This window comes from Virgibacillus proomii (genome assembly GCF_018916875.1).
Lineage (GTDB): Bacteria > Bacillota > Bacilli > Bacillales > Amphibacillaceae > Virgibacillus > Virgibacillus proomii_B.
The window spans coordinates 17,164-37,165 of sequence record NZ_JAHLNO010000018.1; the positions used below are offsets into that span (position 1 = coordinate 17,164).

Annotated in this window: 20 protein-coding genes; 10 read left to right on the forward strand and 10 right to left on the reverse strand. The window is 34.8% G+C overall.

The window, feature by feature from the left end; all coding sequences use genetic code 11:
* Positions 1-123: 123 nt before the first annotated feature.
* Positions 124-378 (forward strand): hypothetical protein, encoded by a 255-nt coding sequence (locus KQI21_RS06795; protein ID WP_216483437.1) that lies wholly within the window; start codon positions 124-126, stop codon positions 376-378.
* A 259-nt stretch (positions 379-637) separates the two neighbouring features.
* On the opposite strand, the gene KQI21_RS06800 is transcribed toward KQI21_RS06795, so the two are convergent.
* The 5 genes from KQI21_RS06800 to KQI21_RS06820 form a co-directional block, all read right to left on the reverse strand.
* Complete coding sequence (locus KQI21_RS06800; RefSeq protein WP_253291347.1) at positions 638-1,750, reverse strand: sensor histidine kinase; 1,113 nt, start codon at positions 1,748-1,750, stop codon at positions 638-640.
* The gene (locus KQI21_RS06805) at positions 1,734-2,420 is read right to left on the reverse strand and encodes a response regulator transcription factor (RefSeq protein WP_216483438.1); all 687 of its coding nucleotides are present in this window, start codon (positions 2,418-2,420) and stop codon (positions 1,734-1,736) included. The genes KQI21_RS06800 and KQI21_RS06805 overlap by 17 nt, the downstream gene beginning before the upstream one ends.
* Positions 2,421-2,534: 114 nt before the next feature.
* Entirely contained in the window at positions 2,535-3,143 is a 609-nt protein-coding gene (locus KQI21_RS06810; protein ID WP_216483439.1) for a redoxin domain-containing protein, read from the reverse strand.
* 12 nt (positions 3,144-3,155) lie between these two features.
* Entirely contained in the window at positions 3,156-3,899 is a 744-nt protein-coding gene (locus KQI21_RS06815; protein ID WP_216483441.1) for a cytochrome c biogenesis CcdA family protein, read from the reverse strand.
* Entirely contained in the window at positions 3,896-4,543 is a 648-nt protein-coding gene (locus KQI21_RS06820) for a hypothetical protein (RefSeq protein WP_216483443.1), read from the reverse strand. Before KQI21_RS06820 ends, KQI21_RS06815 begins: the two co-directional genes overlap by 4 nt.
* A gap of 1,729 nt (positions 4,544-6,272) precedes the next feature.
* Here KQI21_RS06820 and KQI21_RS06825 point away from each other — a divergent pair.
* From KQI21_RS06825 to KQI21_RS06835, 3 genes are all read left to right on the forward strand, one after another.
* The gene (locus KQI21_RS06825; RefSeq protein ID WP_216483445.1) at positions 6,273-7,148 is read left to right on the forward strand and encodes a LysR family transcriptional regulator; all 876 of its coding nucleotides are present in this window, start codon (positions 6,273-6,275) and stop codon (positions 7,146-7,148) included.
* Positions 7,149-7,669: 521 nt separating this feature from the next.
* Positions 7,670-8,188, forward strand: coding sequence for an acyl-CoA thioesterase (locus KQI21_RS06830; protein WP_216483447.1), 519 nt, complete (start codon positions 7,670-7,672; stop codon positions 8,186-8,188).
* A 20-nt stretch (positions 8,189-8,208) separates the two neighbouring features.
* On the forward strand, positions 8,209-8,577 hold the full coding sequence (locus tag KQI21_RS06835) for a hypothetical protein (protein WP_216483448.1): 369 nt from the start codon (positions 8,209-8,211) through the stop codon (positions 8,575-8,577).
* Between the two features lie 27 nt (positions 8,578-8,604).
* Here the strand turns inward: KQI21_RS06835 and KQI21_RS06840 are convergent, their stop codons facing one another.
* From KQI21_RS06840 to KQI21_RS06860, 5 genes are all read right to left on the reverse strand, one after another.
* The gene (locus tag KQI21_RS06840) at positions 8,605-9,972 is read right to left on the reverse strand and encodes a sodium/glutamate symporter (protein WP_216483450.1); all 1,368 of its coding nucleotides are present in this window, start codon (positions 9,970-9,972) and stop codon (positions 8,605-8,607) included.
* 304 nt (positions 9,973-10,276) lie between these two features.
* A complete protein-coding gene (locus KQI21_RS06845; RefSeq protein WP_216483452.1) occupies positions 10,277-10,699 on the reverse strand; it encodes a sporulation protein in 423 nt (140 codons plus the stop codon).
* 254 nt (positions 10,700-10,953) lie between these two features.
* Entirely contained in the window at positions 10,954-12,390 is a 1,437-nt protein-coding gene (nagE, locus tag KQI21_RS06850; protein ID WP_216483453.1) for an N-acetylglucosamine-specific PTS transporter subunit IIBC, read from the reverse strand.
* Positions 12,391-12,508: 118 nt separating this feature from the next.
* Positions 12,509-13,330 carry a PRD domain-containing protein gene (locus KQI21_RS06855; protein ID WP_216483455.1) on the reverse strand — a complete coding sequence of 274 codons (822 nt, stop codon included), beginning with the start codon at positions 13,328-13,330 and terminating at the stop codon, positions 12,509-12,511.
* Between the two features lie 879 nt (positions 13,331-14,209).
* Positions 14,210-14,692 (reverse strand): PTS sugar transporter subunit IIA, encoded by a 483-nt coding sequence (locus tag KQI21_RS06860; protein ID WP_216483456.1) that lies wholly within the window; start codon positions 14,690-14,692, stop codon positions 14,210-14,212.
* A gap of 634 nt (positions 14,693-15,326) precedes the next feature.
* On the opposite strand from KQI21_RS06860, the gene KQI21_RS16090 reads away from it, so the two are divergent.
* From KQI21_RS16090 to KQI21_RS06885, 6 genes are all read left to right on the forward strand, one after another.
* Positions 15,327-15,578, forward strand: coding sequence for a DNA cytosine methyltransferase (locus KQI21_RS16090; RefSeq protein WP_253291348.1), 252 nt, complete (start codon positions 15,327-15,329; stop codon positions 15,576-15,578).
* 265 nt (positions 15,579-15,843) lie between these two features.
* Entirely contained in the window at positions 15,844-16,386 is a 543-nt protein-coding gene (locus tag KQI21_RS16095; protein WP_253291349.1) for an HTTM domain-containing protein, read from the forward strand.
* Positions 16,387-16,669: 283 nt separating this feature from the next.
* The gene (locus KQI21_RS06870) at positions 16,670-17,044 is read left to right on the forward strand and encodes a hypothetical protein (protein WP_216483458.1); all 375 of its coding nucleotides are present in this window, start codon (positions 16,670-16,672) and stop codon (positions 17,042-17,044) included.
* Between the two features lie 79 nt (positions 17,045-17,123).
* Positions 17,124-17,951 (forward strand): hypothetical protein, encoded by an 828-nt coding sequence (locus tag KQI21_RS06875; RefSeq protein WP_216483460.1) that lies wholly within the window; start codon positions 17,124-17,126, stop codon positions 17,949-17,951.
* Positions 17,952-17,973: 22 nt separating this feature from the next.
* A complete protein-coding gene (locus KQI21_RS06880) occupies positions 17,974-18,822 on the forward strand; it encodes an ABC transporter ATP-binding protein (RefSeq protein WP_216483462.1) in 849 nt (282 codons plus the stop codon).
* A 4-nt stretch (positions 18,823-18,826) separates the two neighbouring features.
* Positions 18,827-19,639, forward strand: coding sequence for a hypothetical protein (locus tag KQI21_RS06885; protein WP_216483464.1), 813 nt, complete (start codon positions 18,827-18,829; stop codon positions 19,637-19,639).
* Positions 19,640-20,002: the final 363 nt, after the last annotated feature.

Genomic DNA, 20,002 nt, shown 5'->3' on the forward strand with positions numbered 1-20,002 from the left:
GTGTAGGTTCCGTATTCATTGTGGCTGCCTTTTCCGGCTACATCATGATAAAGAAATCTGAATGTATTTTTTTCTTTTTCTTCGACTGTACGGAGATCTTTTAAATTTTTTGAAGAAGTCTAGATGGGGGATAACGGAGAGTCAAATGTCCGATTGGTTCTTAGTCGACAAGATAAGGAAAGCTTCTTGAATAAGCATCGCGAATTTTCAAGGACAAGAAGGACTAACGTCAACATATCTACACAGAAGAAGCGTTTTTTCTTTTCAGGGACAGTCAGCGACGCATCACAGTTTTTCAAGGACGAGGGAAGCTACGTCAGCGACGCATCGTACGCAGAAAAAGCGTTCCTCTTTTTCAAGGAGAGAGGCACTTCTTGAATGAAGTTTCTCTTTTTTTCGTCAGAAGCTCGGCGTTTGTATGTTGCTAACCGAGCATGTGCATTTTGTTCTACTATAGGAAAGTATAATATTTTATCGTTTATAGTATAAGAAAAACTACAGCTTTCGCTAAAGACTTGGCGACAAGCCAAGTTTTTCTAATAATAATTGGCAGTTTATCCGTACATTAGGAGTTAGGGGAAAATGGAGGCTAGTATTTTTAGGGTTTGAACACGTTCAACTACTTGGAGATAATTTTTTACGTAGATCCTCCTATTTCCCTCTTTATCGGCAGCTTTACATAAAATGTATTCTTCCCATGAGAGGAAGATTCAACGCAAATCTTTCCATGATGCTTATCAACAATCTCCTTGGCGATTGCGAGTCCTAATCCAGCACCTCCTGTGTCCCTGCTACGTGATGATTCAAGGCGATAAAAACGTTCAAAAATCTTATCCTTTTCCGTTTCCGGTATTGGCACACCTGGACCAGAGACAGCAATACTGTACCATGTTTCCTCTTTGCTTCCATGAATACGAATTACGCCTGAGCCCTTATAATATTGGATTGCATTGTCTAATAGATTACTAACTACCTGCTGTATTCCTTCTGAGTGAATGAATAAATCTGCAGCCTCCACATGAAGTTTTAATTGCATATTTGCTTGTTTTAATGTCCACCGAAACATAGAAGCGCATTGCTCTAAGAGTGGTTTTATCGAAGTTATCTCTTTTCCAGTATATGTTTTTGCGGTAGTTTGATCCCATTGTTTTAATTGGTCAAATTGATCCAATAAGGAAGTAAGACGCTGTGATTCTTGGTAGAGTGCTGCATATAATTTCTGATCTCCGACGATATCCCCAGATTCCAAAGCCATTAAATAACCGCTGAGATTGGATAGAGGTGTACGAAATTCGTGGGAGATATCTGAAACAAGTTTTTTCCGATCTGCTTCATTTCGATTTAACTGTGCGATTAGTTCATTATATTGTTGGACTAACTGACCAATTTCATCAGTTCTTACGATGGGGATCGGATTAGGATATTTCCCTTTTTTTAATAGTTGAGTCGCTTCTAAAAGGCTACGAATAGGCTTTAATAAGCGTTTCGTTAAATAAAAGTACAGAGCAGATGCGATGAAAATAGAGATCGCGACAAATAACCATACATAGCTTAACAATGTTTGATTAAATTGCTGCTGCCTGAGTTCATCAAGGTTTCCAACACCTGCAGCTAAAAAGCAGGCAGTGTTATAAAGCGCCCAGCCGCTAATAAACAAAGCAACACCAATAACTAAGAAATACAAAAATGCCAATCGCCAAAAAAAACTAACTGGTAGGAAGTTGGTTATTTTTTCAATTAGCTTGGACAAATTTATACCCCATTCCGCGTACAGTTTGGATTCGTTTTGGCTTGGCAGGCTCTTCCTCAATTTTTTCTCTTAATTTTTTAATATGTGCATCAATGGTTCGATCCATCACGTTATTTTCTGAATGAGGGTAGAGTTCATTGACAAGCTGTTCTCGAGAAAGAACAATATTAGGATGCTGCATAAAAACATAAAGCAAGTTAAATTCAAATTTTGTTAGCTGAATTGGCTTATTATGAAGTAGCACTTCACCTTTTCTTGGTTTGATGCAAAGGCCGTTACTTACAATTTTTTGGCAATACTGACCAGTACGGCGTAATACTGCCTCTATATGTGCGATGAGCTCATTTGGATCAAAAGGTTTTGTCATATAATCGTCCGCTCCGATTCTTAAGCCGGTTATTTTATCTTCAATGCTTGTTTTTGCTGACAGCATGATGATAGAGACTTCCCCATTTTCTTGCTCCTTCACCCATTTACAGAAAGCTTCACCACTTAATTTAGGAAGCATTAAATCAAGAATAATAAGACAGGGATAATACTTTAAAAATACAGTCTTTGCTTCTTCGCCATCAGCCGCTTCTACAACCTCGTAGCCGTTTTTTTCTAAATAAATACGTATCAGGTTTCGTATCATTTTATCATCTTCAACGACCATAATTGTTTGTTTCATGATCTCACCTCAACATTAGTTTAACGAGTTAGAGGAGGAAATAATACTATAATGCAATTGCTTGTTTCAAATAGTGATGCTACATTTGTAAAGCGTTTTTTCATACGGTAACTGCTATTCCATTTTTTCAAATTCTTGTACCATCAAATCATAGTTCATTGCGCCAAATGCTTTAAATTGGATAACTCCTTTGCTATCGACCATAAAGGTAGTAGGTATTGGCTGAATTTGATATGTGTTGGCTACTTCGGTGTTTTCATCTTTTAAAATAGGGAATGTAAGATCATAATCATTCACAAAATTTTGGATATTGATTAAGCTTCCTTCCGTTTCCGTTAAATTTACGGCTAGTATGTTGACATCTTTGTTCTCGTAAAATTTTTGCATATCAGGCATTTCAGCACGGCATGGCGGACACCATGTAGCCCAGAAGTTAATCATTACTCGTTCACCACGCAAATCGGATAATTGAATCGTTACACCTTCCAGAGTAGGAAGCTTAAAGTCAGGAGCAGTATTACCGACCTCCAGCCCCTCCTTACTGGCATCGCCTGTTTTCTCGGTCTCATTGCTTTGATTGACTTCAGATGTTATTTTATTACTTGAAACGGAACTGTCTGAGCCGTTTGTCTCTCGAACCGTATCATTTGAGGAAAAAACAAAATCATAAAGCGCCCAACCAAACATTCCTACAATAATAATAATGAGTATCGCTTTTTTCATAAAAACTTCCTCCTAACCTAAGTTTACCAGCCATGTATCTTTTACAAGATTTAATAAAAATGCGGAAATTCTTGGCATTAATCCGGCAAATAATAGTATTCCCATAAGAATCATAATAACTGCACCAATCTTCATGATAATGCCACTATATTTAACAATCCACCGTGTTGAACCAAGGAAAAAAGTTAGCATGAGAAATGGCAACGCAAAACCAATAACATAAAAGAGCGTATACCATGCCCCTTGTGTCGGGTTAGCAGCTGCAACGACTAAAATGGACGCGAAAATTGGTCCAATACAAGGTGTCCAACCTGCAGCAAAGCCCATTCCAACAAAAATAGTACCTAAATAGCCGACTGGTTTTTTCGTAAATTGAAATCGCTTCTCTTTCATAAACGAAGTAATTTTTAACCAGCCACCAACAAATAATCCCATGATAATAATAAAAATCCCAGCAATTCGTTGGATAAATTCGCCGGATTCCCCAGCTAATAGTCCTTGTATCCATTGACCTAAGAATGAAACCCCTATTCCCAGGCTGATAAAGATGAGTGATACACCCAGCAAGAAGAAAATAGCATGAATAAGCAGTTTGCTTCTTATCTTTACATGATGATTTGTTTCTAGTTCTTTAACGCTCATTCCGGTTATGTATGATAAATACGCTGGAAAAATTGGTAATGTACAGGGGGAAAGAAATGAAAGCATTCCTGCCCCTAATGCTAACCAGATTGTTAGATCAGCTGTTGCTGTCATAAAGACACCCTCTTTCTTCTAATTACAAATAAAATCATGCAAATCATACCAACAATGATATAAAGTAGTGGATGGATCATATATCCGAACATGGTTGTATATGGCAATAGATTGCTCAGAATCAGCTTTCCCATTACCCAACATAACGTGATGGTGATGATCAGTGTACGCTGTTGCAGCCGTTCTCGTAAACGTAAAAATAACAGAAGCAAGAACATCATTAATAGAAAATTTCCCCAAGCAAATTGGTTATTAAGCCAAACGATATCAATAAATTGATAGGTGAAAGATGCTGAAAGTAATACTGGAATGAGATGAAGCAACAATAATTGGATATTCAGACCACGCTTTTTACGATGATAGCCTATTTGGATGAGTAACAGGAAAATCGCCAAATAAAAGGCTTGGGCATTACTTGGATAAGCTAATACAGCAACAGGATCTGAGATAAACAAGGGGAGTTGCCATATAATTTTTGCCAGCCATATAAATAGGACAAAATTAATGATATAAGAAGTTAATTGCTCAATTACTTTTTTTCTTTCGGAAACTCCCAGTTTGCTGCTTATATAATAAATAGCTAAGCCAGCAGCAATACTTATTGTATTAATCGCAATCGTCATTAGCACGGTAGTTGATGGCATACGCTGTCCTCCAAATTCATACCAAATCTTCACCTAGTATAAAATAGGAATGTGAAAATTTGATGAAAGTAAAGATAAAATATAAAAAAGCTGTAGCTGGCTGCACTGTCGACGTAAATTAAAGTAAAAAACAAAGAGAGTTTGATAAATAGTTTAGCAATAATAATAATAATTATAAACCTTCATAAATATGTAAATAAAAGAATTGTGTTACTATTATATTAACGCCAGACTATTCTTAGTACGAGGAGGGTTTTATGAGCTTTATAGCGAAACAGGCTTATATCAAGGTATAAGGGTGACTAGTCTAGAACAAATAGATATCGAACATGAGCGGATGTTGTATTTATTGCTTAGGAAATTATAAAACTTTATCATTGTTATTAAAAGTAGCCTCGTCGTCTAGCCTAAGCGCACAAGTTGAGCAAACTCCGACCTTCTTTTTACGATAAGTTAACATCAGCCCGAATCTAAAGGAAGGCCAGCTAAAAGCGGGCTTGCCTCCCAACATAGCATACCCCTGTTTTAGAGGCATGTTTCTTTTATCCCGGATGAAAGAAGCGGTATTATTCTCATTTCAAAAATGCGCTTATGATGGTCGAACATGATAAGAAATTTATAAATCTCTAATCTGTTCGGGTAACAGTACAGGAGCAATACACCGCACGTAGAAAAAAGTGCTTTTCTTTTTCAAGGACAGATAAGCTACGACAGCAACACACCGCACGCAGAAAAAGTGCTTTTCTTTTTCAAGGACAGATAAGCTACGACAGCAATACACCGCACGTAGAAAAAGTGCTTTTCTTTTTCAAGGACAGATAAGCTACGACAGCAATACACCGCACGTAGAAAAAGTGCTTTTCTTTTTCAAGGACAGATAAGCTACGACAGCAATACACCGCACGCAGAAAAAGTGCTTTCCTTTTTCAAGGACAGATAAACTACGACAGCAATACACCGCACGCAGAAAAAGTGCTTTTCTTTTTCAAGGAGAAAAGCACTCCTGGATTGAAGTTTCACTTTATCGCTTCAGAAGCTCTGCCGTTTGTACTCCAAGCGCTTCTAGCTTTTGTTCTATGAAGATAAAGTAGTTACACAAATCGTGAATTTGATATGGCAGATGTGATGGATTTTTCTTATCGAAAAACTGCTAAAGTAAGGGGGAATTTATACTTCCATACGTTAAAAGGTGTTACACGTATACAGTAAAAGCTTCATCCAAATTTTTTTATTGAGACATTTAGGGCATATTTTAAGTAACTATTTCTTATTAAACGAGTAAATTAACATTATATGAGAATTTAAAATAATAGTGTAGAAGTTAACTCACTGATGCAAACATTTTTCAGTTTAAAAACTAGCAGGTGGTGGTCAGTGTCAAAGGTTTGCCGCTAGTATGTTTTATTGCGTTGGAAATTATACCGGTTTCTACATGATGGATAGCTTTTTTTAAATTATTACTCTGAAATTAGCGATGTAAAGATAATTTGTTTTTACATGCTAATCTAAAAAGTTTGTTGTGTACCGCTAAAAAAAGAAAGCGCTTTGTTACAAGAGGTGAAACGTAATTTTAGACATGAATAAAATCTGAAATCTAGCGTAGAAGTAGGCTCGACAGTGAAAAAATTAACGTATAAGGTACGTAACTAGACAAGGGTCTGTGTTAAAGGCTTGGCTAGTCAATTTTTTATAAAAGGCAATAATCATTTAGGGGGAGCAGAGAAGGAAAGTGGAAATCAAGCATTTACAGTATTTTATGGAAGTTACGAAAACAGGGAGTTTTACACAAGCTGCGAATCGATTGTACATCACACAGCCAGCGATTAGTCGAATTATTAAATCACTTGAAGAAGAACTTGGATTTCCATTATTTATCCGTTCACGAAGAAAATTAGTGTTAACAGAAGCCGGTAGAGAATTACATGAACATGCTAAAAAAATAGATAAACAATATCAGGCGATGTTATTTGATTTAGAGCAATTTCAACAACTGAAAAAAGGCCATATGCGTATTGGATTGCCATCTATTACAAATGCATTTTTCTTTTCGCAATTAATTGCCTCCTTCCATCGAAAATATCCAGATATTACGTTTCAATTGGAAGAAGATGGATCGAAACGCATTGAAGAAAAGGTGAACGAAAGCGAGTTGGATTTTGGAGTCGTCGTTTTACCTACACAGGATGATTTTGCCTCTTATACATTTATTCAAGAAGGATTAAAATTGATTGTTCCAGCTACCCATCGTTTCGCGCATAAAAAGGATATTACATTAAACGAGTTGAAAGAAGAATCCTTTATTATGTTTAATAATGATTTTTCCTTACGTGAAAGTATCGTTGCTGCTTGTAAGGATACAGGATTTGAGCCTAAAATCATTTTGGAGACATCACAGTTGGATTTCATTGAAGAAATGGTAGCATCCAATGTTGGGATTACCTTCTTACCAGATAGTACTTGTAGAGAGCTAACAGATGATGTTACGTCTATTTCTGTTGCTAATCCAACGATCAAATGGGAATTAGCATTAATTTGGAAAAAAGATGGACATCTTTCCTCTGTCATGCAGGAATTTATTCGATTTGCTAAGGAAACATTAATCTGATTTTTGATCTTCTCTTATAGGGGAGGTCTTTTTTTACACTATAGGAAAGTATAAAATTTTAGGGTTTATAGTATAAGAAAAACTACAGCTTTCGCTAAAGAATTGGCGACAAGCCAAGTTTTTCTAATACGATTTTTTTGCACATACGAATCAAGTTAAACACCGTCTTTTTTATTTTCACCTTTTATCCCGCATGTAAGGTGCCGTAAGACTCTCACTTCAAGACCTAAGATGATACAAAAGGGTCTAAGTGGAAGAAAATGGCACCTAAATGCCCGATTCGTTCAAGGGCCTTTAGGTCATACCCTTCTAGGTACTAACATTCAGTAGGAAATGGAAGAAAACTCCTACTGAATGAAGTTTCACTTTATCCATCCTCCAAAGGCAGTGAATATCAAGAAATCGTTTACATAACATTTTGTTATACATTGCATCTAATATCGGCATTTTACGAAAACCATCATTGGGGAATATAATAGATGGAGTAGGAAAGAGTAAAAATGAATAGATAAGGTGATACAATGCGCACGAAAAAGTGTAAAGATACGCGAATCGTTCAAAACGATCAAGTTTTGATTAATGATTTAAATAATTACCACACTTTGTTCGGTGGAGTTTTAATGAAGAAGTTAGATGCATGTGCCACCTTGTCAGCAAGGAGACATGCACGAGTAAGGGAGTGCGTGACCGCTTCTACAGACTCAGTGAACTTTAATTCGCCAATTCGACAAAGTGATTCGGTATGTATTGAATCCTTTGTATGTTATACAGGTAGAAGCTCTATGGAAATCTTCTGTAAAGTGATTGCAGAAGATATGATAACAGCTGAGCGTCGAATTGCAGCTACGGCATTCTTAACTTTTGTTGCATTAGATGAAACCAAAAAACCAACAGAGGTACCAGGAATCATTCCAGAGTCAGAAGAGGAAAAATTTCTCTATGAGACTGGAGAAGAAAGGGCAAAAATCCGTAAGCTGAAGCGTCAGCAAAATAAGGATTTAGTTGCTAAATTATCAGTAAAAAAGCCTTGGGATGAATAAGAAAGAAGGGGAGATAAGAATTGATCATTACGTCAAGCTATGAAGAGCTAGTTCAAGCAAAACGGGCAATTGCAACATTTAAAGCAACTAAACCAGAAGTATACCAGCAATTTTTACGTATTATTCACTTAACAAGACAATTACAGTTTAACTTCCAATATATGGGTTGTATCATTATGGATGAAGACCCAAGCAAGTTTCGCCCAAAAGTGCATGACGAGTACATTTTAAAAGTGTATTATGAAGAAATAGACAAGTTAAAAAGAGATCAAAAAGTTAATGATCTAAAACAACTATTAGATGCGTATAAGCAAATAGGATATGGAAAATTAACAGGTCTCATTTTAGGTAAACAGCCGCTTTCCTTAGTAGGTCCAGCTGTTGTATAAACGAAATTACCAGTGCCGAGCTAACTACTAGCTCGGCATTTCATATTCATCAATGTTGTTTTCTCCAGCTCCCCACCAACCTGCATATTTGTAAATTCCGATGATAATTGCGGTACCGAGTAAAAGAACAAGCGGAATGACCCACGTGAGCCCGGCGGCAAACAGGATTGGTGTAAAGGTGATAACGGCGATTTCAGTCGGTGCAACACCGATATAAGCCAGTGCATAATCTTCCGGAGTTTTACTTTTTAGCTCAGGATCAACAATGCGTAAAAGAGCAAGTCCCATTGCTACTGTACCCGTACTCCAGCCCCAACCAAACAGGGATTTTTCCAACCAGAAGTCCTGAAATATATTGGGACCCACAAAACGGAATAAAATATATGCCCATAAGATCCCGAAAGCAAACAGAATAATAAGTGGCAGAGCATAATCCATAACTACCGTAAGATTAATGGATGCTATACCAATAGCTACAAGGAAATCAGTTGCTGTTCCGCCGATTCGCTCCATGACTCGTTGATCAATATAATCATCTGCTTTTACTTTACGGCTAAGGGATTGAAATAAAAGTCCGACGACAAAAGCGATACTGAATAATGGAACAGATACTGCTGGCATTAAATCAGATAGTATGTTCGTAATCCAATAAGCTATTCCAATAACAAACGCTATAACAGCTACATGTAACACGAATGGATCAATTGAATTGGGAGATACAGTTTCGACCCCCATATAGGAACGCTTATGATGTGGGATTAGTCCCGATTGTAATTCATTTGGTAGATCTTTAAAGCTAGTAATCAATTTGGTTTTTCCTTGTTCTGTACTGCGCTTGACGAGAAACAAACCTCCCAGTACTGCAACTAAAATTCCAACTGTAGCTGAGGTCATAGCAAGATCCGTTGCCTCGTTCCATCCGGCATGAGCAAAGCCTTCTCCAACTGCTGCTGCTGTCCCGTGACCGCCAACGAAGCCCGCTCCTAATATCAGGCCAAAGCCACTTGGCAAATTAGAAAATAATGGATTTAAAAAGAGTATTCCGAATAATGCTCCTGCTCCCCACATCGATAAGATGAGGATCATGGAATAGGAGAACATATTACGAACGCGTTGAAACACTTCTGATATATGGACTTTTGCCGCACCAATTGGGATGGCAGCAAATATCACTGCAATTAAAAGACTAGGATAGGTGTTGAGCTGATCCGAAAAAGGTAGAAGGTTCCAGCCGCTTGGGCCAAGTGCAAGTCCAATAAATCCGGCAATCATACTAGCAGGTAAAAACAAAGATTGAATCCATTTAACTTTTGCCCGAAGTATCGTACCAACTAAAAGTAAAGCGGATATTATACTAAAATCAATCATTAAATTCCAAATTGTAAATTGATTCATATTGCTAGATTCCCCCTTGTATGAAACTTTATAATAAATGAAAGGCATGCGTTTAATACGCGTGGTTTTTTGGTAGTTTAACTATCTATCAAATCGGGCTTGATAGAGTGCGGAATGTTTATTATAACACCGTTAAAAGTGATTGTGAACGGTTTCAAAAAAACACATAATTTTACCATTAATTGAATATATGTGACTATTTATATAATTGCGATGAGTGTTTGATACAATTTTGGACATAGAAAAAGGTGGCAAAGTTTATTTGTATAAGCTTTACCACCTTTGATTAACAAAGTGAAAACCATTACATATTTTCTTTGATTAATGCTGCTAATTTATCTGATAAATCATCGAAATCATCAAGGCCGTAGTGAATAGTCGCTTTACTCTCATCTAATTCAAACAGGTCTGTAAAGAAGTCTTTGTTCTTCATATGTCGATTATTGGTATATTCTTTATTGTTACTTTCCACAGTATAATTCGTTAAGATACTTGCATAGATTTTATCAATCTGTTGTTCAGAGTTTCCGCCTTCTACTTCCAATATACCTTCTACGGTTTCTACAGGTATAAAGTCTGTTTTATTTATTTTCGCATCGACCTTGGCTGACTCAATACTTATTGGAGTTAAATAGTTTTTTAAACATATATGTTTCTCCTCCTTTACTTTTAGTATACAGGAAGTATATGGATAATTATAGGATAGTTTTTTGGCAGAAAAAGTCACAGAGCATAAACGAAAATAGCTTCTTCAGCGTAATTTCGTAGGGTAACTTGATCATACTTTTTCAATAAAAACCAAATCAGAGCTAATATCTTACTGGAACTGTTCAGCTCACGGAAATGATCTTTTACACTTGAAAGACTTTTAAAACAATCTAAATAGCCTTTCTGTCTATCTGGCAGAAAGGCTGATTAATAGTAACTAGATCGGCTTTGCGTTGTGTGCAGCTACTTGTCTAGCAACTTCTGTTTTTGTTGTTATTTTCGAATTTTATCAATTTCATCTACAACAAATTGAACATTTGTACCAACGATAACGTGGATACTCTTAGCGCCAACTTTATTGATACCAGGTACACCAGTAGCTTTGATTTTTGCTTCATCGACTTTACTCATATCTCTTACCTCAACACGTAAACGGGTGACACAGTTCTCGATGGATGCCACATTAGTATCCCCGCCCAGTCCGTCATAAATTTGTGCTGCCATTTTAGCAAAGCGTTGATCAGACTTGATTTCATCTACACTTTCTTCTTCTAATAACTCATTATCTTCTCTTCCTGGTGTTTTTAAGTCTAACTTTTTAATTAGGAAGCGGAAGAGGAAGTAATAAATGACTGCAAATACTAAGCCTTGGACAATTAACATATATGGTTTATTAGCCAGAGGTAATGGATAGCTTAAGACATAATCGATAAACCCGGCACTAAAGCCAAAACCAGATGTCCATTGGAAGAAAGCAGCAATCGCTAAAGAAAGTCCTGTAAGCAATGCGTGAACAACATAAAGTGCAGGAGCCAAGAACATAAACGAGAATTCAAGCGGCTCTGTAACACCTGTAAAAAATGCTGCGAATGCTGTTGCTAATAGTAATGAAGCTGCATGCTTTTTTCTTCTTGTTTTTGCTGTATGGTACATAGCAAGCGCGGCAGCTGGTAAACCAAACATCATAATTGGGAAGAAACCTGCTTGATACATACCAGTTACACCTTTGATACCTGTACCATCACGGAATTTACCAATATCATCAATACCTGCTACATCAAACCAGAACACGGAGTTTAACGCATGATGCAAGCCGGTTGGAATTAATAAGCGGTTAAAAAATCCGTAGAGACCTGCGCCGATAGCACCTAAATCACTAATTGCCGTTCCAAACGATACTAAAGCGGTATAGACAACAGGCCAAATGAAAAATAAAAGGCCGGAAACAAATAGCATTGCTACGGATGTCATGATTGGTACAAGCCGTTTACCACTGAAAAATGCCAATGCATCAGGCAGCTGTACATGACTAAAGCGATTATACATAATGGATGCAACAATTCCAGAAATAATCCCAATAAAAACATTTTCAATTGCTCCAAATGCTGCATTTACACTTTCTTTTTCTATCCCTTGTAACGAGGCAACAGTATCTACAGAAAGCAAAGTTATTGCAACTAAGTAGCCGACAAGACCACTTAATGCAGCTGAACCATCTCTATCTTTGGCTAATCCTAATGCAACCCCAAGCGCAAATAAAATTGGCATATTATCAATGATGGAAGCCCCAGCTTTGTTTAGAAATACTGCTAAAGAGTTTACTTGGTCGCTGTCAATCCAATAACCAATTCCCATTAAAATAGCAGCAGCTGGTAAAACAGCTACCGGAAGCATAAGAGACCGACCGAGTCGTTGCACATAATTCATCATTATAAAATTCCTCCTTATAATTGTTATGAACGAAGGCCTGAATGATACAGTAATGACATAATAGTAGTAATTTAAATGAAAACGCTACCAACTTAAAAAGGAACAAAATCAGCTTGTATTATTGGTATTTTTTAAGGCGTTCGATATGCAATGTTATATAGCCTAATTCTTCAGGAGGCAGCTCAATTCCATGATTTGCAGCAACTTCTTTTGCTACGTTAACGGAACAACGGTAAGATCGTTTAAACTTTTTTTTAATCATCGCTAGCATTTCTTCATCTAAGGAATGAGCTTCACAGTGATTTACTCTATTCAAGGCAAACCTTAAATGGGTCATTAATCGTTCATAAGCAATTGCACCTTCATTAAAGGTCATGTTTAAATCATCCTGAATTGCTTCGATCATGTCTTTTACAATCGCTGTTTGTCTTACCGTTTCATGTAAATCACCTCCTTTGATTTTCATTGTGTGGATGTGAAGGGCAATAAAGCCTGCTTCATCGGTAGGCAGTTCCATATTTAGTTTGTCTTTTACGTGATTAATCGCCCAAAGTCCAATATTGAATTCTTCTCGGTACATAATTTTAATTTCTTGCAGAAGCTTATTTTTTAAGTGAATTCCTTCTTTGCTTCGTTCAATAGCAAATGAGAGATGATCAGTCAGTGCTAAAAGAATATGCTCATTCAAATTGGTACCTAATTGCTTTTCTGCATAAGCGATAATTTCTTCTGATATTAGCAAGTGTTCTTCCGGGATTCGCATAATCAACTCCTGCAATTTTTCATTTTCTTTTAGTACAAATAATTTTTCAATTTTTGCTGGATTAACAATATCTTTTCTCTTTTTATTAAAGGCGACACCAGCACCAATTGCGATTTTTTCCTGCTTGTCGTCTGTTACGATTACTGCGTTATTATTTAAGATTTTTGTAATTCTCACCGGAGGTCACCTCCTTTAGATTGCCTGTATTCTTGTCTGTAGTTGCAGGGATCTATGATATTTAATTTTACGCAGAATAAATTGCGGATAGTACATGCTTCAACTTTACCTAGGAGAAATTTTATTGATTAGCTATGTTACCGTATTCAATTTGCATACAAAAGAAAATTTTAACGTGAGATAATACGTTATCCAAAAAACAGTTAGTTTTATCCCGTATCTAAGGTGCGTAAGACTCCCAGTTTAAGAGTTTAGAGTATACGAAGATCTAAGTTGGAGATTACGGACCACGATTCGTTAATAGACATCGCACGCAGAAAAAGCGTTCTTCTTTTTTAAGGACAAGGAAAGCTACGACAGCAATACACCGCACGCAGAAAAAGGGCTCTTCTTTTTCAAGGACAAGGAAAGCTAAGACAGCACTACACCGCACGCAGAAAAAGAGTACTTCTTTTTCAAGGACTTATAGGAAAATATAAAACTTTATGGTTTATAGTATAAGAAAAACTACAGCTTTCGCTAAAGACTTGGCGATAAGCCAAGTTTTTCTAATATTCTATCAATAGTCGGATGAGAGAAAATCCCTACTGAAGAAAGCTCACTTTATGTATAAATGCACCTAAATTGCTACACCAGAAATTTGATACTAGCCGGTTTTTAAGGAAAGCCAGGGATTTCAAGACCGGTGTGGAAAGACAGCAAACGGAATCTCCTAAAGTCAAAATAAATATCGACAAAATTAGCAACTTTCTTAGGAAGGCAACGTCGTCCGCCCCGATAAGAGGACGGTTCGACCAGTTGCTAATCAAGTGTTTGCATTTGTTGAAAAAGCGCAAACTAAACATTATTTGCCATACATACAGTAATTTATAATTAAGCTTAAGCAGTTACATTCATAATGACGGTTTCACTTGCAACACTTAGTTTTTCCTCTGTAAATGTAAGCTTTCGCTCATTGCTGTTTGTAATAATAATCGGCGTAATGATACTAGATGCATGTTGTTTAATATAATCTAAGTCAATTTCCATCAGTGGTTGCCCTTTAGTTACCGTATCGCCTGCAGCAACTTTTAGTTCAAACCCTTCCCCTTTTAAACTAACCGTTTCCAATCCTACATGAATCAGGACTTCCGTACCATCGTTTGTAGTAAGGCCAATTGCATGTTTTGTTTCCGGTATTTGTACAACCTTTCCATCTATCGGTGAAAGTAGTTTTCCTTCACTTGGGATAATTGCAATTCCTTCCCCCATCATTTTCTGATTAAAAACAGGATCAGGTACTTCTTCTAATGGAACTATTTCTCCGTTTAATGGTGCATAGATAGCTTGTTCTTTTGATTTTTTGAATAGGTTCTTTAACATTTCTTGCACTCCTTGCTATTCTGAGTTTAATTTTACTATTTTGTGACTAAGGGAGTATGTTTTTTTAGTTTTAGCAAAAAAGGCATGGTAGTATACAGAGTCACAATAGCCACTCTATTATACCACCATGCCTAATCGGATTAGTAACATGTGATCGAATATTTATTATTACTGTTATCATAACACCATTATTAGGAAAAATCAATGCATAAACGAAACCGTTTCCTTTTGCAGTTGATCAAGGCTTTATAGAAATAGAATAACAAGTATAACAAATAACCTAAATTACCTTTAGCAATCATGTTTTTAAGCCATTTAAGTAGCTATAAATGAAGCAAAGAAAGCAACTAGATAGGAATTAACAATGCACTAAATTCTGGACTTTTTATAAACTCAGGAATTTCTATGATCGTTGTACCTAACTAACAGCTATCTATAGGCATAATAAAAGTACATTTTAGCGAATAAGTACACAATACTGCAGATGAGTTGAAAATAAAAAAGACTTGCCAATCAAGGTTTTACAAAATTTAAAGACAATTAAACATATCTATAATTACACCTTAAACGTCATTTGAACAGTATTTTATCGACAAATGGTGTTATTAAGTGTTTCAAAGTAAGAGGTGAAAAAATGATGGAAGAAACACATCATATAGGATTAAAAATAGGAAGTTTATTTGATGGAATTGGAGTATTTCCTCTAGTTGGTTCTCGTTACGGAATTATCCCAACATGGGTAAGTGAAATAGAGAAAGCGCCTGTATCTATTACAAAACGTCACTTCTCTCATATGCTCCATCTGGAAGATATTACAAAAATAGATGGTGGAGAAATACCACCTGTTCATGTCATTACCTTTGGTTCGCCTTGTCAGAACTTATAGAATATCGGTAAGCGAGAAGGTCTTGCATGAAGTCAGTCCAGTTGTTCTACCATACAATACGAATTATTGAAGAAATGAGGTATACAACCAATGGATTATATCCAGTTATCACTGTTTGAGAAAACGTCATGGGAGCTTTTTCATCAAATAACCGGCTGGATTTTAAAGCCGTGTTGGAGTCGTTCACAAAAACCGATATTCCAATGCCTGCTTCTGGAGAATGGGCAAACGCAAGAATGGTCCGAGGGAAGGATGTTGAAGTGTGTTGGCGACTATTGGATGCCCGATATTTGGGAATCCCCACACTCGCTCAAAGAAGAAGACGTATCTCCTTGTGGCAGATTCTGGAGGGAAACGTGTCTCACAAGTGAATATTACGATTACTAAAATTGTAAACTATATATCTAAAGAACGTTTTACGATAGGTCCTAGTTTAGCAAGGATTGGATTAGGTTCTGTGATGTTAAGTTATTACTTAGTTCACTATCATCAAAGACATTTTTTGTGGTTCGATAATGGTCTTGTTACAAATGATAGTTTCAGTGAATTGTTTAATTTATATACTTTATCAGATAATATTTATTACTTTAAATTCATCTTTCATTTTGGTTTATTATTGTCACTATGTTTTTTAATTGGTTTTAAAACTAGATTTGTATCATTTTTAAACATTTTCTCTTTTCACTCTATAACTTCAGGAAACTTTTTTATAGGAGGCGGAGGTGATAATTTATTATTAGTTTGTATGATCTACTTTATTTTAAAGGATATGGGTAATAGATATTCTTTAGATTCATATCTTAATTAATTGGGATTTATTATTTTCGATTTGCATATTAACACTACAATGGCATAGTCTAAAATAGGACTATACCATTGTAGTAGTGATTAATGTGGCGAATTTTCCTAATTATATAAAGTGTTTCTATATTAATAAACAATTTTATTAAACTATATTTTTAATTGTTTTGAATAGATTTAATTTATTTAAAATAACCTTGATTAAACTACATTAATGTAGTAAGGTTATTAAAACTAAATTAATGTAGTTTGAGTGACCTCTTTATATGTTTGGAAGGAGGTGAAAAACTATGAAATTCAAAAAGTTAATAGCAACATTATTACTAGGTTTCTCCGTTTTACTTTTAGCAAATGACATGGTTGCTGCAGCAACTTGGTATACTTCTACTATTACCTTGCCGCGAAATGGCTTTTGGTATAGTGTATCAAGGAAAGCTACAGCCAATTCACAAAAGACTAAAGTCACTAAGCCAAAATATGATGTTGTATCTCATATCGCCAATTCAGATAAGTCAAGGGTAACAAGCAATCAAACACACAAAAAAAATCAAACAGACACTCGAACACACAAGAGTAATATGAAGGGTACTACAATAAAAGCTGCTTTTAGATCATCTATTATTAATCAAAAAACTAATAGAGTTGTTCTATCATGGCGACCATAGTAATTTAAAAGTATTTATTCATAATAGAGTTGATTATCTAATACGGTAATCAACTCTATCAATGCAGGAGGAATTTGAAATGATAAGTAGAATGATAAAAATGGATCTTCATTCACTAATAACCAAAAAATCCGTTTGGATAGCAATAATCTTATTTTTTGTTATTTCATTATTAAATTATGAATTCCTTAAAAGTGAAGAGCCAATTGGAAATCCCTATTATATACCATCCCCTGCATTTCATTATTTTGTATCTGCTCAAGGCGGGGGATCTGGTTTTTTATTTGTCTTCTTACCACTATTGGTAGCTATAGCAACAGGAGATTTATTTATACGTGAAAGAAATTCTAGCTACCTAATGTTTTCCATAATGAGAACAGATATAATTACATATATTAGAAGTAAAATAATATCTATAGGAATTTGTAGTGCTTTGATTATGGCTCTATCCCAAATTTTATTATTAAGTTATACATTAATTGTCTTTCCTGTAAACTTACCTGACCCGAGCGGTACTGTACCTTATTTTGCCGAAAATATTTACTTGAATTCACCACTTTTGTATTGTTTAATTCTTATCTTAAATAGTTCCGCTATGGCTTTTTTTATGGGAACTTTAAGTATATTACTTTCAGTAATTTTAGATAATCTATATGCTGCTATACTAGCGCCTTATATTCTATTTATTGGCCTCTCTGAAACATTAATGTCGGCACCATTAATTTATGATTCAAACTTAAGTTATGCACTTTATTCATTATCGCCACTTGTCATGTCGGGTGATTATATCACTATAGAGTATTCATGGTGGGTTGTTCTAATTTATTGGATCATATTAACTATTATAATAGCTTTATTAACTATTTTAGTATTCAATAAAAAATATAAGAGAGAAAAACTCATCTAATAATGATTGGAGGTTAAATTAAATGGATACGAACATCGCAATTGAATTTAAAAATGTCACAAAAAGAATCTCTAATAATACAATCTTTAAAGATGTAAATTTCTCCATTTATAAAGGAGAAACGGTGGGTATTATCGGGACCAATGGATCTGGTAAAACTACTATTCTCAGATTAGCAGCTGGTCTAAGTTATGCAACTACAGGGGAAATTTATGTATTCGGGGAAAAGTTAATACCAGGATTTACTGGTAATTTAGCTAAAGATACTGCTGCCTTAATCGAGACACCTCATTTCTTACCCTATTGGTCAGGATTTAATAATCTTTTCCATCTTTCTAAAATAAAAAATTATATCAACAAGAAAGATATTGAAAACACCATGAATAAAGTAGGGCTAGACCCACAAAGTAAAAAAAAGGTTCGTGCATATTCATTAGGTATGAGACAAAGGTTGGGTTTAGCACAAGCTTTTATGGAAAAACCTTCATTAATATTACTTGATGAACCTACTAATGGTTTAGATAAGGAAGGGGTACAGTTATTCTCTGCTTTAGTAGAGGATGCTAAAAAGAATGATTCATCAATTATTTTTGTTTCACATAATGACAATGAAATAATACAGTTTTGTGATAGAGTATTTAAAATTGAAAATCATCTACTCTTTGAGGAAGAAACTTATATTAATTTAAAGATAAAAATAAATAAATCAGAAGACATTATAAATATCCTTAAATTGAAACCAGAAAGTTATATGGATACAAGTTCAGATGATGAAACAGTTATGATAGTACCAATATCAAAAAACAGCAGTCAGGCATTTTTAAATAAGCTAAATAAACAAAACATTATATATGAAATAATTCAGGAGTAATGAAATGATAAATTTTGAATTTTATCAATGGATAAGAGCAAACTGGATAAAACTAACTATTGTTTCTATTATAATATTTTTGGCTGCCTTATTTGCTAAAAATCAAGTATATATGTTCATGAATTTGTCTGAATTAATTCCTGATGGGGCCATATTAACAGTAGTTGATTATTTATTTGGTATGCTTAATGCACCTCAATTTTTCATGTTTTTTATATTTCCAGTGTTATTTTCTCTATTAACATCTGATTTAATCGTAGCAGATATTAATAATAATTTTATAAGTTATATACTACCTAGGTATAGTAACAGAAAAGATTATTTAATAACGAAATATAAACTAATTGTATTCTTAGCTATTCTTTTTACTTTTATGACAATTGGTATATCTATCATTACTTGGATTATAATTGGTGTTCCAGTTAGAGGGGAAATTTATCATTATATATTTTTAGAGGCAGAATATAATGATAGATCTATCTTTATTATATCTTTCAATATTATTCTTAGGTTTATAATAGGTCTTATTATGATAGGATTTATTTCAGTGTTTTTTTCCATTTTATTTAATAGAATAGTTGCTGTAGGATTTATTGTAATACTTGGTTATCTTCATAATGCATTTTATGTGACAACTAGTTTAGGCATAATAACATTACCATTTACTCAATATATATATGGACTTCAATATATGTATTCTCCTTTCGGGATTCCAATTCATTTTTTTAACAGTCTATATTCTATAACATACATGATTATAATGATAATAGTTATTGGTATCTTTACTTTAAATAGCTTTAAAAAGCTAGAACTTTAGAGTATGAAAGAAGGGAACTTATTTGTGGATGTCCGCCCTCTCACTTAAACATTATTTTCGCTGGAAGTATTTGTTGCTTATTATCTTATGCTATTTAATAATAGCCCTCCTTCAACTGTTTAGCTTTTTTCAGTTTTCCGAAATAAACGATATTCCGACTTCACAATTTGAATTTTTTAAATACATTACTACGAGAATAGATAATTTTAATTTAATTCGCTATTTAAACAATATTATACTATTAACAATAACTTTGTATCCATTGATTATTAATCCACTCCATCAAAAGAGTTTTAAACATTATGTGCTTCTAAGAGCTGGGACAAGATTAAACTGGTATTTATTACAGTTAATTAATACTAT